Origin of the sequence: Streptomyces phyllanthi, assembly GCF_009377205.1 — a bacterium.
Lineage (GTDB): Bacteria > Actinomycetota > Actinomycetes > Streptomycetales > Streptomycetaceae > Streptomyces > Streptomyces phyllanthi.
The window spans coordinates 1-18,648 of record NZ_VJZE01000034.1 but is presented as its reverse complement, the minus strand read 5'-3'; the positions used below and the strand labels follow the sequence as shown (position 1 = coordinate 18,648).

Genomic DNA, 18,648 nt, shown 5'->3' with positions numbered 1-18,648 from the left:
GGATGCAACACCTCCGGCTGCCTCGGAAACGACCACAGCCCGGATGCAGCGCTGACCGGATATGCCGCCCACGGCGAAGGCGGTGTGTGTGACGCGTGGTCAAGTGTTGCGTGGGGCCACCAAGCCGGACTCATAGGCGAAGACCACGAGTTGGGCCCGGTCACGGGCCTGGAGCTTGGTCATGGCGCGGTTGATGTGGGTTTTCGCTGTCAGCGGGCTGATCACCATGCGGTCGGCGATCTCGTCGTTGGACAGGCCCTGCGCGACCAGGACGACAGCCTCACGTTCGCGGCTGGTCAGCTCTTCCAGCCCCGTGCCGGCACCGGTGGGGCACGGCTCGGTGACATACCTGTTGATGAGCTTGCGGGTGATCGAGGGCGCGAGCAGGGCATCACCGCGGGCGGCGACGCGTACGGCGTGCAGGAAATCTTCCGGCATGACGTCCTTGACCAGGAATCCGGCAGCGCCGGCGCGCAGGGCGTCGAAGACGTATTCGTCCAAGCCATAGTTGGTCAGGATGACAACGTGCACCCCGGCCAGGGCCGGGTGCGCGGCGATGCGCCGGGTCGCCTCGATGCCGTCGATGACCGGCATCTGGATGTCGACGAGCGCGACGTCGGGCAGGTGCTCTGTGGCGAGCTCCAGGCACTCGCTTCCGTCGGCGGCCTCGGCCACCACCTCGATGTCGTCCTCGAGATCGAGGAGGGCGCGGAATCCGCTGCGAATGAGCGGCTGGTCGTCGACCAGCAGGACACGGATCATGACGTCCGGTTCACGGGGAGTTCGGCCCGGACGGTGAAGCCGCCCCCGCCGCGTGGTTCCGCGCACAGCCGACCACCGAGAGCGGTGACGCGTTCGCGCATGCCGAGCAGCCCGAGGCCGGGCACCGGGGCGGTGGCCCGCATCGCCTTGCCATCGTCGTCGATGCGTATCGCGAGGGTGTCCGGACGGCAGTCGATCCGGACCGATGCCGTGGCGGCGTCCGCGTGACGGGCGACGTTGGTGAGCGACTCCTGAACGATCCGGTAGACGGTCCGGTCCACCGCGGCCGGCACGTCGTGGCGCTGTCCCTCGATCGTCAGCGTCGCGGCCAGGCCGATGTTGCGGGCCTGCTCCACCAGTTCCGGGATGTCATCGAGCCCGCGCGGCGGGGTCGTGTCGTCGTCGCGCAACGCCTCCAGCGTGGCGCGCAGCTCCCGGCTCGCCTCGCGCCCGGCCTCCTGGATCGCCAGCAGGGAAGGCGGCACTTCCTCGCCGCGCCTGCGGGCCACGTGCACGGCGACTTCCGCCTGCACCTTGATGACCGAGATCTGATGGGTGAGCGAGTCGTGCAGTTCCCGAGCGATACGGAGCCGTTCCTGGTCGGCGCGGCGCCGCGCGGTCTCCTCCCGGGTGCGCTCGGCCTCGTCCGCCCGCCGCTCGGCCTGTCGCAGCGCCTCACCCGCGGCGCCGGCCGCGATCAGCCAGGCGATTTCGAGGGCGCCCCGGGCCTGCGCGAACGCCTCGCCCGTGTCGTGCAGTCCGGCAACCAGGGCCGCGAGCGGGAGCATGGCCAGCATGACCACGCTGGCCGCCACCGTGACGGTGCGGTGCCCCGCCCGTACGGCCGCGTACACCGCGAACAGGTACGCGACAGCGGGCACGTCGAAACCGGCCGCCTGGTAGCCCACTGCGCACAGCCCGGTGACGGCCAGGACCGCGACAGGAGCCCGGCGGCGCGCGACCAGCGACAGCCCGCCGACCGACAGCAGCGTGTACCCGAGCGAGTCGAGGTTCGTGGCGGAACGCTGCCCGGACAGGCCTGTGACCAGCAGCGCCGCCGCTACGCCGACAGCGATGAACCAGTCTCCGACACGGGCCCGGACACCGGACCGACCTGCGCTCATGCGCGCACCCTAGCTGGCTGCCGCGACGAGCGAGTCCCTCTCGTGGACGAGCGGTCGGCTGCCGCAGGCGCAGTAGCTTGCCGCCCCCTGCGGCGTCCGTGGTAGCCGGATGCGGCTTCGGGGGCAGTGCGAAGTGTCTGCGTCCGCGGGACGACCGGGCGCGGGTCCGGCGGACACGCTCAGGTGACGCCCATGCACAGGAAGAGAAGGAGCTGCTCAATGTCTGTCCATCGCCTGCTTGCCGCCGCCCCGGCCGCCCTGTTCGGAGGCATCGTGCTCGCCGCACCGGCGGCCGCGCACGCCTCGGTCCAGCCGGTCGCCGCCGGCGTCTACGACTTCAGCCTCGGGCGACTCGGGGCCACCACGGGCGCGCTGCTGGGGCTGGTCGGCGTGGTCATCGCCGGGCTGGCACTGGCCCGCCCCGCCGGTCGTCCCGGCGCTGCCAACCGACCATTCAGGGCCATAGTGGCCGTGGTGGCCGGGCTGATCAGCATGGCCCTCGGTGGGCTGGTCGCGGCCACCGCTGACGGTGGTCTCGGCACCGGCAACGGGCTGGGCGGCGCCTACGTGGCCATGCTGGTGGGACTGATCGGCTCGGCCCTGGGCGGACTGGCTCTGGCCCGTTGCCGCCGCACTGGCTGACGGCGAAGGACCCGGCGAGTCGAGAGGTTCACGAGCTTCGACAGCGCCGGTACTCGGGGCGTCTGGTGCTCCTTCAGGCGAGCGCGAAAACGCTCTCGTAGCCTGTCCCCGCCCGGCGATGACGGGCGCGATGCGCAGGCCCGCAGCAGGCGCCGGTCCTTGTCGTGGTCGTAGCCGCGGTCGACGTACTGGAGCGGCATTGAGGCGGTGGTGTGATCCGTTCGTGTCCTGCTGTGCGCATCATCGCGGGATGAGGCGATGGGTACGGTGTGTGGCGGCCGCCGCTGTGCTGGTGGGAACTTCGGCGCCGGGCGCGGCGGGCGCACCGCGGGCCAATGGGGAAGGGGTGACGGTCGAGGTCCCGGCGACGTACTACACGCAGGTGACCGACCCGACCCGCGTCGAGCTGCCGGTGACGGTCGACGCGGGGAGTGGCTCTTCCGTACTCGGTGCCACGCTTACCGTGGATGCCTCGGAGGTGCGGGGCAAGGTGCGGCTGTACGCCAAACGGAACTGCACGGAGGGTGCGGTGTACGTCTTCACCTGCCGCCTCACCTCGTCCCACCAGCGCTACCGCCTCTACGATCTGGTCGTCCTCGGGGCCGACAAGGCGGCCGAGCCAGGGGCGCACGGCACCGTGCGGTTCTCCTTCACCGGCCCGGACGGGCGGCGGGCCGAGGCCAGGACGGTGATGACGGCGGGGACGCCAAAGCTCTGGGGCAAGAAGCTGTCCATCGAGGACGCTCCGGCCGGCAAGCCCGTGGAGATATGGGGCGGGGTCCTCAATCGCGGGCCCATCGCGGCGAGCGGATTCGGGGTGACGGTGACGAGCTCGCGGATGGTGCTCGACCGCAGATATGGCAACTGCCGTTATGCCGAGAGCGGCCCGTCCCGTGCGTACTGCTTCTTCGACACCCGCGTGGAGCCGGGCGAGGCCTACGCGTTCGACGCGCCGTTCGTCGTGGAGGGCGGGGAGGAGCTGACGAAGACCTCGGTGAGCATGAGCATCTTCGCTCCCGGGCAGGACGCGGGACCGTACTTCAACGAGGACGAGTACACGGTCCCTGGGACGGGACCGAGGCTCGGCTTGAAGCCGACCGAGCCCAAGGGCTTTGCGCAGCTGTCCGGTCACATCCCCATCGACACCGACCAGCGAGTCGATGTGCAGGCCGTGGCCGGTGATCTCCGGGGAACGCCCGGTGACGTCGTCCGGTTGGAGGTGGGTCTGCGCAACACGGGCCCGGGGCGTATCGATGCCCGCTACTTCCGCTACGAGATCGTCCCGCCCGAGGGCATCACCTTGATCCCGCCGGAGAAGCCGTCCCCGGATCCGGAGGCCGACGAGTCTCCCTACTGGGTCTGCAGTCCATGGGAGCCGGGCGAGGAGCGGTACGTCTGCGGCGGCAAGGGCTTGGGGCCCGGCGCGTCCGAGACACAGGTGCTGAGGTTCCGTATCGACGAGAGGTCCACGGGGACCGGCCATGTGAAGGTCGTTTTCAAGGGCGGCTATGCGGAGCGCGACTCCGACAAGGGGAACAACGTCGCAAAGATCACGGTGAAGGTCACCGGTGCGGGAGACGGGGAGGACCGCAGTACCGACGGCCGGAGCGGTGGGCTCGGGTGGAGCCTCGTGGCGGGCACCGGGCTGCTTGGCGTCCTCGCTCTGGCGGCAGTGGTCCCGTACGGCGTCCGCCGCTTCCACAGGCGAGGGTGACGGCACGTTCGCCCACGAAGCCACCGGGATGCGCCCACCGCGCAGATCGCCATCGCCCCCTACCGCCGCAGCCCGACTCCGCTCGCGCATCGCCGACGGTGGTGCGCCGCCCTCGTCCCGCACGATCGTCTCCCCCTACGACCTCCGTGCCCGCTACGCGCGCCGGGGACAGACCACCCGCTGGAAGGAGTCCGTCGCCCGATGAACACCACCCGACCCCGGTGTTCCTCATGGTCCCCTGGTCCGGAGCCTGCGGCTTCGCCATGGCCCGCGCGTTGGTCCTCTGCGTACGGAGGACGGTCGCGGACAGGGCGTGGACTCAGGTGGTGCGGCGGGTGTGCACGCTGACGGCATAGCCGCAGCCTTGGGTGTAGGGATCGCCGCTCCAGGTGGCGTAGCGCTGCCGCAGGGTCAGTCCCGCCTGGGTGCACCAGTGGTCGAACTCCGCAAGGGTTACGGGCGGTTCCGGCAGCGGCAGGTGTGCCGTGTCCAGTCCCATGCCCGTGACCAGCAGGCCGTCGGGGCGCAGTGCGGCGGCCAGCTGCCGGACGACGGCTGATTCGGTGCCGGGGGCCAGCAGGGGGATGACGTTTCCGGCGGCTAGCACCAGGTCCAAGCCCGGTTTCAGGCCGAGGGCGTCCAGGCGGGCCAGGTCGCCGTGGAGCCATTCCTGCGTGGGGGCGTCGCGGCGGGCGACGGCGAGCATGGAGGGGTCGATGTCCACGCCGGTGCAGGAGTGGCCCAGCTCGGCGAGCCGGATCGCGATCCGGCCGGTGCCGCAGCCGGCGTCGAGTATCCGGGCGGCGGGCTTCAGCAGTGCGGCGCAGAACGTGGCCTCGCCGTGGATGTCGTGGCCCGATTCTGCGAGCCGAGCGAAACGCTGAGCGTACGCCTCTCCGGCTTGTCCGCCTGTCAGTTCCGCCCAACGGTCGGGTTGCCCGGTCATGTTCAGCGTGCCTTCCGGTCAGCCTCGCCAGCAGGGCGAGGACAATACCATCGCATCAGCGCGGCTGGGCCTCCCAACCGACGGGTCAGTGCGGACCGGCATGGGGGCGTCTCCGTCCAGTCGGCTTCGCACAACCTCGTGCCGGGGATCATCCTCGGCCTCCTCGGCTGACACGGCGGCGCGCAGGGCTCACGGTGGGTCAGCCGTGTCAGCGCCGTCCCAGAGACCGGTGGAACGCCCAGCTCAGAGCAGGTTCTTCGTCCCTGCGTCCCAGGAATCACCTGTGCTCTTGCCCCCTTCGACGGGGAACCCCGACGCTGGCCCGCGCAGGGCTCCCGGGAAGCGGCGTGTGCCACTCCCGCCCTGCCGGCAGTCGCGCGAGGCGTGGCCCAGCCGACGCAACAAGAGAATGGAACTGCATGCGCAAGATGATGTCCCGAGCGAACCGGACGGCCGTCGCCGTCCTCGCCACAGCCTTCATGGCGTCCGGCGTGGTCGTCGGCGGGGCGACGACCGCCTCCGCGGACGGGTGCGTAGGTCCCCTGTGCGGCGCGGTGAAGAACAGGACCGGCCGCACGATGCACTACACGATGGATCTCGGCGAGGGCCCGCACTTCTGCGACGTGTGGAACTGGGGCGGCGGCACCGGGAGCGAGTTCAAGCACGCCAAGTGCAAGCAGGAGTCGTTCGGCAACGGAACGCGGGGCGGTAACGGCACCGGCAAGGACGTCGATGCCTTCACGTTCGCCACCCACGGGTACCACGAGCGGTTCTCGCGGGTCGGTACCTGGCACTGGCGGAAGAAGGGTGTCTGGACGAAGATCCGGAGCGGGGAGATCGCCGACTGCGGCATCGGCGACAACAACGAGGTCTGGTGCACCGTGCTCGTGCAGGTCTGAGACAGCCCCGGAAGGTGGCGGCACGCACGTGCCGCCACCTTCCGGCGTGCCCACGTGCCGTAGCCGGTGGCCTCATGGTTCTTGACCTTGCCCGCAGGTGAAGGCCGACGGTGTCTGTGGTGACCAGGCCCGGTGAACTCGCGCACTTGGCTCTGGCCGAACCCGGATGAGAGGAACGTGCATGGCCATGGACGAGGACGTTCTCCTGGCAGAGCAGTTGGCCTACTACAGGGCGGGCGCGGCCGAATACGACCGGCCCTATGCGGAGCGCCATGACCTGCGGAAGTTGCTGACTGTCGTCGACGACCTCCCGGTTGCCGGGGATGTACTGGAGTTGGCCTGCGGAACGGGCCAGTGGACCCCGCTGCTCGCCGCACGGGCGCGTTCGGTGACGGCTGTTGACGCGGCAGCCGAGGTGTTGGCCCTCGCTCGTACGCGTACCGCATCCCCCACCGTCCGGTTCGTTCAGGCCGACCTGTTCGAGTGGCAACCGTCGCGGCGCTACGACACTGTGTTCTTCGCCTTCTGGCTCTCCCACGTCCCGCCGGCGCGGTTGCCCGGGTTCTGGAACACCGTCGCCGCCGCGCTCGTGCCGCATGGCAAAGCGATCTTCATCGACGACGGTCCCGCCGCAGCCGCGGCGGAGGAGGTCGTCACGAAGCAGTCGGTCCCGGTGGCGCTGCGCCGGCTCGATGACGGCAGCCAGTACCGCATCGTGAAGGTGTTCCACGATGCCCGGACGCTGACGGACGATCTCACGGCGCTGGGGTGGTCGGTCCGCATCCGCCCCGTGGCCGAGAACTTCATCGGCATTGCCGAACCACCGACAGCCGCTGACCGCGGGGAAGAGAGCGCTGGCCGGCCCGCCCGGCCCGGACCGGATGGGACCGTCAACGCTCCGCGACCGCGCTGATCCACAAGAGCCCCGCTGATCAGATGGACGGTCCCGAGACGCGGGTGTAGGTGAGGGCGTTGCTGGTGCCGGCGGGAGTGGTCGCCGTGACGGTGACCGGCCCGTCCGGGCCTGTGGGGACCACTGCGGTGACCTGCGTCGGAGAAACCACCGTGAACGACGTGGGAGTGGATCCGAACCGGACTTCGGAGGTGGCGGCGAGTTCGGTACCGGTCAGGGTGACGACGGTGCCGCCATGCGTCGGCCCCTGGTCGGGGATGAGGGAGAAGAGGGCGGGGGCTGTGAGGTAGACGTAACCGGCGGGGTTGCTGGTGCCGCCGGGGGTGGTCACCGTCACCTCCGCGATGCCTGCCGCATGAGGCGGCGCGACCGCCGTGATCTGCGTCGCGGAATCGACCGTGAACGACGTTGCCGCGACCCCGTCAAAGCTCACCGCTGTCGCACCGAGCAGGTCGTTGCCCGTCAGAGTCACCGTCGTGCCACCTGTCGTCGGGCCCGAGAGCGGAAGGACGGACAGAAGCGAGGGCGTGGCGGCGTAGTAGAAGTACGCCTGGGGGTTGTCAGGGTTGCTGGTGCCGCCGGGGGTGGTCACCGTCACCTGTGCGGCGCCCGCCGCGTGAGACGGCGCTACCGCCGTGATCTGCGTGGCCGAATTGACCGTGAACGACGCCGCCGGAACCCCGTCAAAACTCACCGCCGTCGCACCGGAGAAATTCACGCCCGTCAACGTGACCGTCGTACCACCCGACACCGGGCCCTGATTCGGAACCAAGCCCGTAAGGGAAGGCACCGCCACATACGTGAACGACAACGCATTGCTCGTGCCACCGGACGTGGTCACCGTCACCTGTGCGGCACCCGCCGCATGAGGCGGCGCAACCGCCGTGATCTGCGTAGCCGAATTGACCGTGAACGACGCCGCCGCGATCCCGTCGAAGCGGACCGCCGTCGCACCGGTGAGGTTCGTTCCCGTCAGCGTGACCGTCGTGCCGCCGGAGGTGGGGCCCTGAGAGGGAGTCAGGGTGGAGAGGGAGGGGGCCGCTACGGCGACGAAGGTGAACGTGACCTGCTGGCTGCTGGTTCCTTGACTGGTGGTCACAGAGACGTTCACCGGACCGACGCTGGACGACGGGGTGATCGCCGTGATCTGGGTGCTGCTGTTGACGGTGAACGAGGTCGCGGCTTTTGTGCCGAACCGGACGGTTGTCGCGCCGGTGAAGCTGGTGCCGGTCACGGTGACGGCGGTGCCGCCGGAAGCCGGTCCCTGCTGAGGACTGACCGAAAGGACCACGGGGGCAGCCATGGCTGTACTCCTTCACTTGGAACGCGCCCATGGACGCGGCTGGACCCGTCCGGGCGGAGAGGGACTCCCGCCCGGACGGGGGTTCGGCGCCTCCACTGCGTGAAGGCCGGCAGTGGGTGGGTCAGATGCCGGGACCGGCGATGTAGGTGAACGCGCCGACCTCGGTGTCCGACCCCGCGGGGTTGGTCACCACCACGTCGACCGCGCCCGCCGTTCCCGGCGGGGTGACCGCCGACAGCGTGGTCGCGTTGATCACCGAGAACGGGGCCGGGCTGCCGCCGAAGGTGACCGAGTCCGTGCTGTCGAGGTTGGTACCGGTGATGGTCACCGCCGTCCCCCCGGACGTCGGACCCGACGTCGGGGCGACCGTCGTGATCGTGGGAACGTCGACGTAGGTGTAGGTCAGACCGTTGTTGGTGCCACCCGCGGTGGTCACGCTCACCCCCACCGGCCCGGCCGCGGCCCCCGCCGGAACGGTGACCGTGAGCGAGCTGTCGGAGGACACGGTCGGCGTGGCGGTCACCCCGCCGAACGACACACTCGTCGCCGTCGACAGACCGGTGCCGTTGAGGGAGATGGTGTTGCCGCCCGCCAGCGGCCCCGAGGTCGCGCCGAGGGAGGACTTGAACGGGGCGCCCACGTAGAAGAACGGCACCGGGTTGCTGGTTCCGCCCGCAGTGGTCAAGGTGACCCCGACCGTCCCGGTCCCCGACGGGGAGACGGCGGTGACCTGGGTCGGCGAGACCTGGGTGACGCTGGTCGCCGACTTCGAACCGAACTTCACCGCGGTGGTGCCGGACAGGTTCGTACCCGTGATGGTCACCGTCGTCCCGCCGCCGGTGGAACCCTGATTCGGAGAAATGGGCATGAGGCACTCCTCGCTCGTTGATGGGGACATGCGAGGAACCGGCAAGGGACACCCGGCCGCCGGCTTGCAGCATCGTGAAGTCCGAGCCGCCCTCCACAGGCACGCCTCGTCCGCTTCACGACCCTTTTCAGGCGCCGTCATACTGCCGGGCCCGGGACGAACGACGAGACACACGCCGACATGCGCAGGGCAGGACGCACAGCAACTCGTGTCGTCCCCCTGGGCAAGGGAAAAACCGGCAAGCGCTGCCTGTCTCACGTTCCCCCGGCACGGGGATGGGCAGCCCGCCGGTTCACACTCTCAGTGACCCACACGTCCAACCGAGTGACAAGAGGCCGTCAACTCACATCACCCGTACGGAGTAATCTGCGGACCCGCAGCGCTCGGCGTCCCAGCCACATACAGGTGGTGATGTCGGTGCTCCGGCGCGCGTCAGCCGCCCGCCCGATTCCGCAGAGGCGGATGCCGGAGGATTCCGCTTCCATTACGGCGCCAGGGGCCATGAGTTCGTTTCTGCGGCAATTCCCATAAGGCCGGGGGAACTTCGCGACGAAGCCCCTCATGATGACGCAGGAGGTTTCCACCTCCGAGCAGACATTGTCCGGCACTTCGTGAGTGAGGTCGCGCCGACTGAAGCGAACGGCTACGCGGCGCCAACTCGTCGTGTTTCCGAGGACAGTTGCCGGACTGGAGGGCCACGAGACCACGGGGCTCCGTACTAGGCGCCAGAGTGCACGGTCGTGGCCTGGGCAGCCGCGTCAGCCGGTGCCGCGAACGGCACCGGCTGAACGGATCCATTTTCTGCACCAGGGGTGCCCATCGCGGTATGCCGGAAGTCCACCCGGGCCCTCCAGGAAAAGCCGTGGGTAGTCCGACTGCCGCATCCCCTGGCGAGAATGGGCGGCCCACCGGTTGGATCCGTTCCAGTAATCCATTTGCAAGACGACAGCGGCAAGTGCCTTTTGGGCACGTCACACGAACGGCCTAGCGCACTCTTTACGCCCCTTCCCGAACAGAGCCAATTCCAGGAAGGTGAAAAAGACCGGATGCGTACCGGTACCGCTCGCGGTGCGAACACACCAGGGACGCCGCGCGGGCAGCGGCATCCCGCACTCCATCACCCGTCCGGGTCCCACTGGGTGCACACGGCCGACGACCCGGATCAAGTGGAGGTGCCGTGCGCAGCGCGTCGCCACTCGGCCGACGTGGCGGGCCTGCGCCCGGTCGGTGCCGCAGGCCCGGAGCCGTCCGGAAGTGAGACGGCACCGTACACAAACGAGTCCAGGGAGGACCCTTGTTGATCGTGAACATACGTGGTCTGGCCATGGCCGCACTGCTGGGTGTGACCGTGTCGGGTATCGCCACACCTGCCAGCGCCCACCGTGCGTCCTCACGCCAGGCTCCGACGGTGCTGTGCGGAGACGTCGCCGGGTTGGTCGCGCAGATCAGACAGGTGAACGCCCGCGGTTCCGGATCGATCAGCCTGTGGCCGGGCTGCCGATACCGGCTCACAGCTCCGGCCGAACCCAATGGCGCCAACGGACTTCCCACCATCACCGGGGACCTGACCATCATCGGCTCCAGCGCCGCCATCAGCCGAGAGTCCACGGCAACGCCGTTCCGCATCGCCGAAGTCGCGCCCGGAGGGTCGCTCTCCCTCAACGGCATCACCCTGTCGGGTGGCAGTGCGACCTCGGCTGTCGCCACGTCCGGAGGCGGCGTCCTGACACGGGGAACGCTCGAACTGGTCAGAAGCAGGATCGCCGGCAACACCGCTTCGGGGACGGGCGGCGGGCTCGCAGTGGCCTCCGGTGGAAGGGCGGAGCTGACCGGCAGCGCCGTGTCGGGCAACACCGGCAACGACGGCGGTGGCGTCCACGTCGGCCCCTCCGGCCGGCTGACCGTCAACGGCGGGTACCTCGCGAGCAACACCTCGACCTTCACCGGAGGAGGACTGGCCAACTTCGGAACCACTGAGCTGAATGGCATGAGCGTCCGTGACAACAAAGCGAACACCTTCGAAGGCGGCGGGATCTTCACCTCGACCGGTCCCTTGACCATCAACAGCAGCGTCATCCGGGACAACACCGCCGCCTCCGACGGCGGAGGCATCGCCAACTTCGGCAGCTCCCTGCGGCTGCGGGGCTCGGCGGTGTACGACAACGCGGCGGGTGGGCAGGGCGGTGGAATCTTCCACCAGCGCGGCTCGGTGGCCCTGACGCTCACCTCCGTCGCCCGTAACACTCCCGACAACTGCGCACCCCCCGGAAGCGTTCCCGGCTGCTCCCTGTGACCGGCCCGTACTCGAAGAGCTCAGCGGTGCCGACGTCACGATGACGATCGCGCGAACCGCAGGCACCGCACACGACAAGGGGGCCCGTGTGCGGTGCCTGCGGGCAGTGGGCCCCCTGTCAGGAGGCTGATCAACCCCCCGCTGGGCACGCCCTACCCTGAAGACCGTGCAGCGGGAGGGATTCGATCACATGCCGACCACCACCGAAGCCGAGACCCAGAGCACCGAAGGGCCGAGGGCCGCCGCGGCCCGGCTCACCGGTCGGGAGGTGAACGGTGAGCGGTCGTTGTCCGCGACGCTCGCCGAAGTCACCCTCGCCGACGGGCAGGTGGTGATGGCCAAGCGCGGGGACGGCCGGGGCGCGGTGCGGGCCGAGGCGGCGGGGCTGCGCTGGCTGGCCGACGCGGGAACGGTCCGTGTCCCGGGAGTGTACGGACACGACGAACGCTGGCTGGTGACCGACCGTGTCCCGTCCGGACGGCCCGATCCGCGGACGGCGGTCCGGTTCGGCCGTGATCTGGCCGCCCTGCATGCCGCCGGCGCGCCGGCGTTCGGAGCCCCGCCGCCCGGTGGTCCCACGGAGGCGTACATCGGGCTCGCTCCGATGCGCAACGACCCCGGCACCGACTGGCCGCGCTGGTACGCCGAGCACCGGGTGCTGCCGTACGTGCGCCGCGCGGTCGACGACGGGGCCCTGCGCTCGGCCGGGGCGGCCGTGGTCGAGCGCGTCTGCGAGCGGCTGCCGGGACTGGCGGGTCCCGCCGAGCCGCCCGCCCGGCTCCACGGCGATCTGTGGAACGGCAACGTGCTGTGGGGCGCCGACGGCCATGCCTGGCTGATCGACCCGGCCGCCCACGGCGGGCACCGCGAGACCGATCTGGCGATGCTCCACCTCTTCGGCTGCCCCCACCTGGACCGGATCATCGAGGGCTACCAGGACACGGCCCCGCTCGCCGACGGCTGGGCCGACCGCATCGCACTGCACCAGCTCTTCCCCCTCCTGGTGCACACGGTGCTCTTCGGCGGCGGCTATGCCGACCAGGCCGTCGCGGCGGCCCGTACCGCCCTGACCGGCTGACCCGCGAGGCCGGATGACACACTGACCCGCATGGATGAGCGCGCAATCGGCAGGCTGGGCCAGCAGGTGTCCGTCGTGGGGCTGGGCACCTGGCAGTTGGGGGCCGACTGGGGAGACGTGGACGACAAGGACGCCCTGGCCGTGCTGGAGGCGGCGGCCGAGTCCGGGGTGACCTTCTTCGACACGGCCGACGTGTACGGGGACGGGCGCAGCGAGCAGACCATAGCCACCTTCCTGCGCGGCCGGCCCGATCTGCATGTGCTGATCGCGACGAAGATGGGCCGTCGCGTGGAGCAGATACCGCAGAACTACGTCCTGGACAACTTCCGGGCCTGGAACGACCGGTCCCGGCGCAACCTCGGTGTCGACCGCCTCGACCTGGTGCAGCTGCACTGCCCACCGACGCCCGTCTACTCCTCCGACGAGGTGTTCGACGCGATGGACACGCTGGTCGACGAGGGACGTGTCGCGGCGTACGGCGTCAGCGTGGAGACCTGTGCCGAGGCGCTCACGGCGATCCGGCGGCCGAACGTGGCGAGCGTGCAGATCATTCTCAACCCGTTCCGCATGAAGCCTCTGCGGGAGGTCCTCCCGGCGGCCCGGGAGGCGGGCGTCGGCATCATCGCCCGTGTCCCGCTCGCCTCGGGCCTGCTGTCGGGCAGGTACACGAAGGACACGGTCTTCGCCGCCGACGACCACCGCACGTACAACCGGCACGGGGAGTCCTTCGACCAGGGCGAGACCTTCTCCGGTGTGGACTTCGAGTCCGGTGTGGAGGCGGCGGCCGAGTTCTCCGCGCTCGCCCCGGAGGGGTACACGGCGGCCCAGCTGGCGCTGCGCTGGATCATCCAGCAGCCGGGGGTCAGCACCGTGATCCCGGGGGCCCGTTCCGCCGAGCAGGCCCGGGCCAACGCGGCCGCCGCCAAACTGCCGCCGCTGCCCGACGAGACGCTGACCGCGATCCAGGACCTGTACGACCGCCGGATCAAGGACCAGGTGGAAGGCCGCTGGTAGGCGGCAGAGGACAAGCCGTCCCGCCGTCCCGGGCCGTGACCGGCCCGGGACGTCCTGGCTCGCGGCGTCACCCGTACGGTCAGGCGTCACCCGGATGAGTGCCCGGCCCCCGGCCGGGCCCGGAAGCCCCGGTCAGGTGCCGTTTCGTCGGCCTTCCCTGGGTACTCGGCAGGCGACGGTACCGCGCCGCGCTGGACACTGGTGTCCTGCCGGCGTGGGCCGGTCGACGAGACCAGGACGCTACTGCCATGAATCACGACATGACGTATTCCAGTGGGGCGACGGGCGTCGCCCCCGGCCGTTCCGTGTTCGGAGCCCCGTGCTGGGTGAGTCTGACCAGCCGGGACCTCCAGGCGACGGAGGACTTCTACCACGCCGTACTGGGGTGGCAGTGGCGGTCGGCGAAGCTGGGGGACCATTTCCGCATCGCGCTGCAGGACGGTGCGCCGGTCGCGGGGATCGCCGGGGTGGCCACCATGTGGCAGGTGGCCGTCGCGTGGACTCCCTACTTCGCCGTACCCAGCGCGGACGAGGCCGTGGCCCGCGCCCGCGAGCGCGGGGGCACGGCGGCGGTCGGGCCGCTCTCCTTCCCGCCCGGGCGGGCGGCCCTGCTGGCCGACCGGGACGGGGCCACCTTCGGGATCTGGGAGGGGGAGCTCCCCACCGACTGGGAGGCGTGGCGCCGGGTCGCGCCGGCGTTCATCAAGCTGCACACGCGGGACGCCTTCGACGCCGCCATCTTCTACGGGGAGGTCCTCGAGTGGGCCTCGGAGCGGCCGGGCTGCTGCGAGGTCCGTTACGAGGGCAACGAGGTCGTGCTGCGCAGCCGGGGCGAGGTCGTGGCCCGGATCAGCTCGGGCGCGCTGGAGGCGGCGCCCGATCCCACGATCCGGCCCCACTGGCAGGTCCACTTCGCGGTCGACGACCCGGCGGCCTGCGCGAAGACGGTGGAGGAACACGGCGGTACCGTCCTGCGGCAGAGCGAGAACGAGGCGGTGCTCCGTGATCCCGACGGGGCCCAGTTCACGGTGACCCTGCGGGCGGAGCCGGAGGACCGACCGGCCCGCGCGCCGGGGACTCGCGCCGGGGACCCTCATCCCCTCTGACATCCATCCGTCGCCGCTTGCGTGGGTTCCTGGACGGCCGTGACAGGAGCACCAGGCTGCGGGACTCGACGGTGAGCTCGGTGTCCGCCTTGTGTTCCGACTCGTCCGGGGGGCCCTGGGGCTCCGCGGTGTCGATCCGGGTCGTCCAGCGTTCGCCGTACGTGATGTCCGGCAGACGGAAGGTCATCGGTTCCCAGTAGCCGTTGAGCAGCAGCAGGAACGAGTCGTCGACCACGCGGCGGCCGTACGGGTCGCGTTCCGCGATGGCGTCGCCGCACAGGAAGACGGCGACGGAGTGGGCGTCGGAGCGCTGCCAGTCCTCGTCCGTCATCTCGCGGGCGTCCGGCAGCAGCCACATCAGGTCGGGCAGCGGCCGGCCGGGATGGGCGGCCGTGTCGCCGCGGAAGAAGCGGCGGCGGCGCAGGACGGGGTGGACGGTGCGCAGGGCGATGAGGCGGCGGGTGAATTCGAGCAGTTCACGCTGTTCGGCGGTCAGGCGCCAGTCGATCCAGGAGACCTCGTTGTCCTGGCAGTAGGCATTGTTGTTGCCGCCCTGGGTGCGGCCGAGTTCGTCGCCGTGGGAGAGCATGGGGATGCCCTGGGACAGGAAGAGGGTGGCGAGGAAGTTGCGCTGCTGGCGGGCGCGCAGGGCGAGGACGCGGGGGTTGTCCGTGGGGCCTTCCGCGCCGCAGTTCCAGGAGCGGTTGGCGCTCTCTCCGTCCCGGTTGTCCTCGCCGTTGGCCTCGTTGTGCTTGTCGTTGTACGAGACGAGGTCGCGCAGGGTGAACCCGTCGTGCGCGGTCACGAAGTTGATGCTGGCGCGCGGGCGCCGCCTGCTGTGCTCGTACAGGTCGGAGGAGCCGGTCAGCCGGGAGGCGAACTCGCCGAGCGTGTGCTCCTCGCCGCGCCAGAAGTCCCGTACGGCGTCACGGTACTTGCCGTTCCACTCCGACCACAGCGGCGGGAAGTTGCCCACCTGGTAGCCGCCCTCGCCGACGTCCCAGGGTTCGGCGATCAGCTTGACCCTGCTGATCACCGGGTCCTGCTGGATCAGGTCGAAGAACACCGACAGCCGGTCCACCTCGTGGAACTGGCGGGCCAGCGTGGCCGCGAGGTCGAAGCGGAAGCCGTCGACGTGCATCTCGGTGACCCAGTACCGCAGCGAGTCCATGATCAGCTGGAGGACGTACGGGTGGCGCATGAGCAGGCTGTTGCCGGTGCCGGTGGTGTCGTAGTAGTGGGCCCAGTCGCCGTCGACGAGGCGGTAGTACGAGGCGTTGTCGATACCGCGGAAGGAGAGGGTGGGGCCCCTCTCGTTGCCCTCGGCGGTGTGGTTGTAGACCACGTCCAGGATCACTTCGAGGCCGGCCGCGTGCAGTGCCCTGACCATGGACTTGAACTCGGTGACCTGTTCGCCGCGGGTGCCGTGGGCGGCGTAGGCGTTGTGCGGGGCGAAGAAGCCGATCGTGTTGTAGCCCCAGTAGTTGGACAGGCCGCGGCCCTGCAGGACGCCGTCCTGGACGTACTGGTGCACCGGCATCAACTCGACGGCGGTCACGCCCAGTGAGGTCAGGTGGTCGAGGACCGCGGGGTGGGAGAGGCCCGCGTAGGTGCCGCGGAGTTCGGCGGGGACCTCCGGGTGGGTGCGGGTCAGGCCGCGTACATGGGCCTCGTAGATCACGGTGTCGGCGTACGGCCGCCCGGGGCGGTGGTCGTCGCCCCAGTCGAAGGCCGGGTCGGTCACCACGCCCAGCATGGTGTGTCCGGCGCTGTCGGCCGGGGAGGGGCCGGAGGGCGCGTGCTCGTAGAGCGAGGGGTGGTCGTCGACCTGGCCGTCCACCGCCGTGGCGTACGGGTCCAGGAGCAGCTTCGCCGGATTGCAGCGGTGGCCCGCGTCCGGGTGCCAGGGCCCGCGCACCCGGTAGCCGTAGCGCTGTCCCGGTCCGACGCCGGGCAGGTAGCAGTGCCACACGAAGCCGTCGACCTCGGTGAGCGGAACGGAGCGGGAGGTGCCGTCGTCGTCGACGAGAACGAGCTCGACGCGTTCGGCCACCTCGCTGAACAGGGCGAAGTTGGTGCCTTCACCGTCGAAGGCGGCGCCCAGCGGGTAGGGGTGCCCGCTCCAGGTGGGCACCCCCTTGCGGCGCGGCCGCGCGGTCACCGTGCCTCTTCCAGCTCGCCGGAGGCGGCCGTACCCTCGGGGCCGGCGAGCGCGGGAACCGGCAGCTCTCGGGGTACCTGGAGGGCTTCCCGCAGGCTCGGGTCGGGCCCGATCGGCACCAGGGGCGCGCGTTCGTCGGCGCGGGCCCGCTGCGAGAACCAGATGACCTTGCCGCCGGTGGCGGTGGCGCAGCAGCCCCAGCCGTTGCTCAGCGCGGCGATGAGGGTCAGGCAGGAACGCAGGTCCTGTTCCGGGCGCAGGTGCTGGTCGTTCTGCCCGATGGCGGTGATGAGGTGCTGGCGGGTCCACCACATCTCGATCGACGTGTTCTTGTCGGTGGCGTGCTCGTCGATCGCGCGCAGCAGCAGCTCGGCGCCCTGGCAGACGGGCTCGACGAGTGTCGCGAGGTCCCAGAACCGGAGGTGAGCGGCCAGGATGCGCCTGACCTGTCCGACCCGTTCCGGGCTGACTTCCACGTCGAGGTGGTAGTAGCGGGGCACTGCGGTCTTCATCTTGTTCGCTCCTCACCTGCGAGGCTCTCGCTCGCCCTCGTCCTTGCGGACCGGGTCCCGAACACGAGGCGTGAGCGCGGTTCGCTTCTGAGTCACTCCAGCGTGGGAGGGCTACGCCATTCGTGCAACACGAGGGGCCGATGAGGTCGTTGAGGATCCAACAAGACGCTGGGTCGCGATCCGTGCACCATGAGTGAAGGTCTCGGCCCGTGAGGGGCCGGCCCCTCCGTACACGGCCTCGGCCCGGCCGTCCGGGAGAACGTGACCCCGTCGAGAGCGTGGAGAGGTGACGGCTGCCATGTTGCTGCCCGCCAAGGCCGAGGTCGCTCGGCATCTGAAGCGGTACCGGGCCTGGGAACGCGTGATGCTCGCGGCCCCGGCCGACCGCACGGCGAGGGGGAACTTCGAGGACTCGGGCTACACCCTGTGCGTCCTGATGGGGAAGCGCTGCGCGCGGGAGGCCGTGGAGGCCGCCGAGCTCTATCTGCGGACGAGTCTGGTCACGTATCTGCGGGAGAACCCCCAGTCCCAGCACCGGCACGTGGGCAGACGCGGCCCTCCGCCCCTCGGCAGGCGTTCCGCACCGGGAGGCAGCTCATGAGGGAGGGAGGAACCGCCGGTACTGCCCGCTTTCCGGGCCCGGCCTCGCGTACAGCGGAGGTGAAGCGTATGGAGTCCGCTCCGGCCATGGGCCGCATCCCGGTGCGGGATGTCCGGCCTGCCGTGGAGTGCGGCAGACGCCCGGCTAAGGCCGTCGTGGGCGAGACCTTCCAGGTCTCCGCGACGGTGTTCCGCGAGGGGCCTGACGCGGTCGCCGCCAATGTCGTTCTGCGGGACCCCGAGGGGCGCCCGGGTCGGTGGACGCCGATGCGGGAGCTGGCGCCCGGCAGCGACCGCTGGGGCGCCGACGTCACCCCCGGCGAGACGGGCCTGTGGACCTATCAGGTGGAGGCCTGGAGCGACCCGATGACGACCTGGCGCCGTACCGCGGGCATCAAGATCCCGGCCGGCATCGACACCGGGCTGGTTCTCGAAGAGGGCGCCGCGCTGTACGAGCGGGCCGCCGCCGGAGTGCCCGAGGGCGCGGCGCGCGGCACGGTCCTGGCAGCCGCGAAGATCCTCCGGGACGGTTCCCTGCCGGTCATGGGGCGGTACACGGCGGCGCTCACTCCGGAGGTCGACGAGATTCTCGTCCGGTATCCGTTGCGGGAACTGCTCACCGTCTCGGAGGAGTTGGCGTTGCTGGTGGAGCGGGAGCGGGCGCTGTACGGGGCGTGGTACGAGTTCTTCCCGCGGTCGGAGGGCACGCCGGA

17 protein-coding genes are annotated in these 18,648 nt (G+C 70.4%); 10 read left to right on the top strand and 7 right to left on the bottom strand.

Going from position 1 to position 18,648, the window contains the following annotated elements:
- Nucleotides 1-99: 99 nt before the first annotated feature.
- Both FNH04_RS07910 and FNH04_RS07905 read right to left on the bottom strand, forming a co-directional pair.
- Nucleotides 100-762 carry a response regulator gene (locus tag FNH04_RS07910; protein WP_152781748.1) on the bottom strand — a complete coding sequence of 221 codons (663 nt, stop codon included), beginning with the start codon at nucleotides 760-762 and terminating at the stop codon, nucleotides 100-102.
- A complete protein-coding gene (locus FNH04_RS07905; protein ID WP_152781746.1) occupies nucleotides 759-1,886 on the bottom strand; it encodes a sensor histidine kinase in 1,128 nt (375 codons plus the stop codon). Before FNH04_RS07905 ends, FNH04_RS07910 begins: the two co-directional genes overlap by 4 nt.
- A 219-nt stretch (nucleotides 1,887-2,105) precedes the next feature.
- Here FNH04_RS07905 and FNH04_RS07900 point away from each other — a divergent pair, with 219 nt between their 5' ends.
- Together FNH04_RS07900 and FNH04_RS07895 are read left to right on the top strand one after the other, a co-directional pair.
- The gene (locus tag FNH04_RS07900) at nucleotides 2,106-2,528 is read left to right on the top strand and encodes a DUF6223 family protein (RefSeq protein ID WP_152781744.1); all 423 of its coding nucleotides are present in this window, start codon (nucleotides 2,106-2,108) and stop codon (nucleotides 2,526-2,528) included.
- Between the two features lie 346 nt (nucleotides 2,529-2,874).
- Nucleotides 2,875-4,242, top strand: coding sequence for a hypothetical protein (locus tag FNH04_RS07895; RefSeq protein ID WP_152781742.1), 1,368 nt, complete (start codon nucleotides 2,875-2,877; stop codon nucleotides 4,240-4,242).
- 319 nt (nucleotides 4,243-4,561) lie between these two features.
- Here the strand turns inward: FNH04_RS07895 and FNH04_RS07890 are convergent, their stop codons facing one another.
- Entirely contained in the window at nucleotides 4,562-5,188 is a 627-nt protein-coding gene (locus FNH04_RS07890; protein ID WP_152781740.1) for a class I SAM-dependent methyltransferase, read from the bottom strand.
- Between the two features lie 419 nt (nucleotides 5,189-5,607).
- Here FNH04_RS07890 and FNH04_RS07885 point away from each other — a divergent pair, with 419 nt between their 5' ends.
- Nucleotides 5,608-6,087, top strand: coding sequence for a hypothetical protein (locus FNH04_RS07885; protein ID WP_152781738.1), 480 nt, complete (start codon nucleotides 5,608-5,610; stop codon nucleotides 6,085-6,087).
- A gap of 187 nt (nucleotides 6,088-6,274) precedes the next feature.
- The gene (locus tag FNH04_RS07880) at nucleotides 6,275-7,000 is read left to right on the top strand and encodes a class I SAM-dependent methyltransferase (RefSeq protein WP_152781777.1); all 726 of its coding nucleotides are present in this window, start codon (nucleotides 6,275-6,277) and stop codon (nucleotides 6,998-7,000) included.
- Between the two features lie 19 nt (nucleotides 7,001-7,019).
- On the opposite strand, the gene FNH04_RS07875 is transcribed toward FNH04_RS07880, so the two are convergent.
- A complete protein-coding gene (locus FNH04_RS07875) occupies nucleotides 7,020-8,303 on the bottom strand; it encodes an IPT/TIG domain-containing protein (protein ID WP_152781736.1) in 1,284 nt (427 codons plus the stop codon).
- A gap of 121 nt (nucleotides 8,304-8,424) precedes the next feature.
- Entirely contained in the window at nucleotides 8,425-9,171 is a 747-nt protein-coding gene (locus FNH04_RS07870; protein WP_152781734.1) for an IPT/TIG domain-containing protein, read from the bottom strand.
- 1,303 nt (nucleotides 9,172-10,474) lie between these two features.
- On the opposite strand from FNH04_RS07870, the gene FNH04_RS07865 reads away from it, so the two are divergent.
- The 4 genes from FNH04_RS07865 to FNH04_RS07850 all read left to right on the top strand — a co-directional run bounded on the left by FNH04_RS07865 (nucleotide 10,475) and on the right by FNH04_RS07850 (nucleotide 14,662).
- A complete protein-coding gene (locus FNH04_RS07865; protein WP_322722728.1) occupies nucleotides 10,475-11,464 on the top strand; it encodes a right-handed parallel beta-helix repeat-containing protein in 990 nt (329 codons plus the stop codon).
- Between the two features lie 190 nt (nucleotides 11,465-11,654).
- Entirely contained in the window at nucleotides 11,655-12,542 is an 888-nt protein-coding gene (locus FNH04_RS07860; RefSeq protein WP_152781732.1) for a fructosamine kinase family protein, read from the top strand.
- A 30-nt stretch (nucleotides 12,543-12,572) separates the two neighbouring features.
- Nucleotides 12,573-13,556 (top strand): aldo/keto reductase, encoded by a 984-nt coding sequence (locus FNH04_RS07855; RefSeq protein ID WP_152781730.1) that lies wholly within the window; start codon nucleotides 12,573-12,575, stop codon nucleotides 13,554-13,556.
- 248 nt (nucleotides 13,557-13,804) lie between these two features.
- Entirely contained in the window at nucleotides 13,805-14,662 is an 858-nt protein-coding gene (locus FNH04_RS07850; RefSeq protein WP_152781728.1) for a VOC family protein, read from the top strand.
- Here the strand turns inward: FNH04_RS07850 and glgX are convergent.
- Together glgX and FNH04_RS07840 are read right to left on the bottom strand one after the other, a co-directional pair.
- Nucleotides 14,580-16,823, bottom strand: a complete 2,244-nt coding sequence (gene glgX, locus FNH04_RS07845; RefSeq protein ID WP_322722727.1) for a glycogen debranching protein GlgX — start codon at nucleotides 16,821-16,823, stop codon at nucleotides 14,580-14,582. The two genes, FNH04_RS07850 and glgX, sit on opposite strands and share 83 nt — an antisense overlap.
- Nucleotides 16,820-17,335 carry a pep a2 gene (locus FNH04_RS07840; protein WP_152781727.1) on the bottom strand — a complete coding sequence of 172 codons (516 nt, stop codon included), beginning with the start codon at nucleotides 17,333-17,335 and terminating at the stop codon, nucleotides 16,820-16,822. The genes glgX and FNH04_RS07840 overlap by 4 nt, the downstream gene beginning before the upstream one ends.
- Nucleotides 17,336-17,633: 298 nt before the next feature.
- On the opposite strand from FNH04_RS07840, the gene FNH04_RS07835 reads away from it, so the two are divergent.
- Both FNH04_RS07835 and FNH04_RS07830 read left to right on the top strand, forming a co-directional pair.
- Nucleotides 17,634-17,936 carry a DUF5133 domain-containing protein gene (locus tag FNH04_RS07835; protein ID WP_152781725.1) on the top strand — a complete coding sequence of 101 codons (303 nt, stop codon included), beginning with the start codon at nucleotides 17,634-17,636 and terminating at the stop codon, nucleotides 17,934-17,936.
- Nucleotides 17,937-18,004: 68 nt separating this feature from the next.
- On the top strand, nucleotides 18,005-18,648 hold a 644-nt coding region (locus tag FNH04_RS07830), incomplete at its 3' end, for a maltotransferase domain-containing protein (RefSeq protein WP_152781723.1).

Excerpts from the sequence above, each read along its gene's own strand:
- FNH04_RS07880 (WP_152781777.1), top strand. The coding sequence starts at position 6,275 with ATGGACGAGGACGTTCTCCTGGCAGAGCAGTTGGCCTACTACAGGGCG.
- FNH04_RS07850 (WP_152781728.1), top strand. The coding sequence starts at position 13,805 with ATGAATCACGACATGACGTATTCCAGTGGGGCGACGGGCGTCGCCCCC.
- FNH04_RS07885 (WP_152781738.1), top strand. The coding sequence starts at position 5,608 with ATGCGCAAGATGATGTCCCGAGCGAACCGGACGGCCGTCGCCGTCCTC.
- FNH04_RS07875 (WP_152781736.1), bottom strand. The coding sequence starts at position 8,303 with ATGGCTGCCCCCGTGGTCCTTTCGGTCAGTCCTCAGCAGGGACCGGCT.
- FNH04_RS07840 (WP_152781727.1), bottom strand. The coding sequence starts at position 17,335 with ATGAAGACCGCAGTGCCCCGCTACTACCACCTCGACGTGGAAGTCAGC.
- FNH04_RS07835 (WP_152781725.1), top strand. The coding sequence starts at position 17,634 with ATGTTGCTGCCCGCCAAGGCCGAGGTCGCTCGGCATCTGAAGCGGTAC.
- FNH04_RS07855 (WP_152781730.1), top strand. The coding sequence starts at position 12,573 with ATGGATGAGCGCGCAATCGGCAGGCTGGGCCAGCAGGTGTCCGTCGTG.
- FNH04_RS07870 (WP_152781734.1), bottom strand. The coding sequence starts at position 9,171 with ATGCCCATTTCTCCGAATCAGGGTTCCACCGGCGGCGGGACGACGGTG.
- FNH04_RS07860 (WP_152781732.1), top strand. The coding sequence starts at position 11,655 with ATGCCGACCACCACCGAAGCCGAGACCCAGAGCACCGAAGGGCCGAGG.
- FNH04_RS07900 (WP_152781744.1), top strand. The coding sequence starts at position 2,106 with ATGTCTGTCCATCGCCTGCTTGCCGCCGCCCCGGCCGCCCTGTTCGGA.
- FNH04_RS07890 (WP_152781740.1), bottom strand. The coding sequence starts at position 5,188 with ATGACCGGGCAACCCGACCGTTGGGCGGAACTGACAGGCGGACAAGCC.
- FNH04_RS07910 (WP_152781748.1), bottom strand. The coding sequence starts at position 762 with ATGATCCGTGTCCTGCTGGTCGACGACCAGCCGCTCATTCGCAGCGGA.
- FNH04_RS07905 (WP_152781746.1), bottom strand. The coding sequence starts at position 1,886 with ATGAGCGCAGGTCGGTCCGGTGTCCGGGCCCGTGTCGGAGACTGGTTC.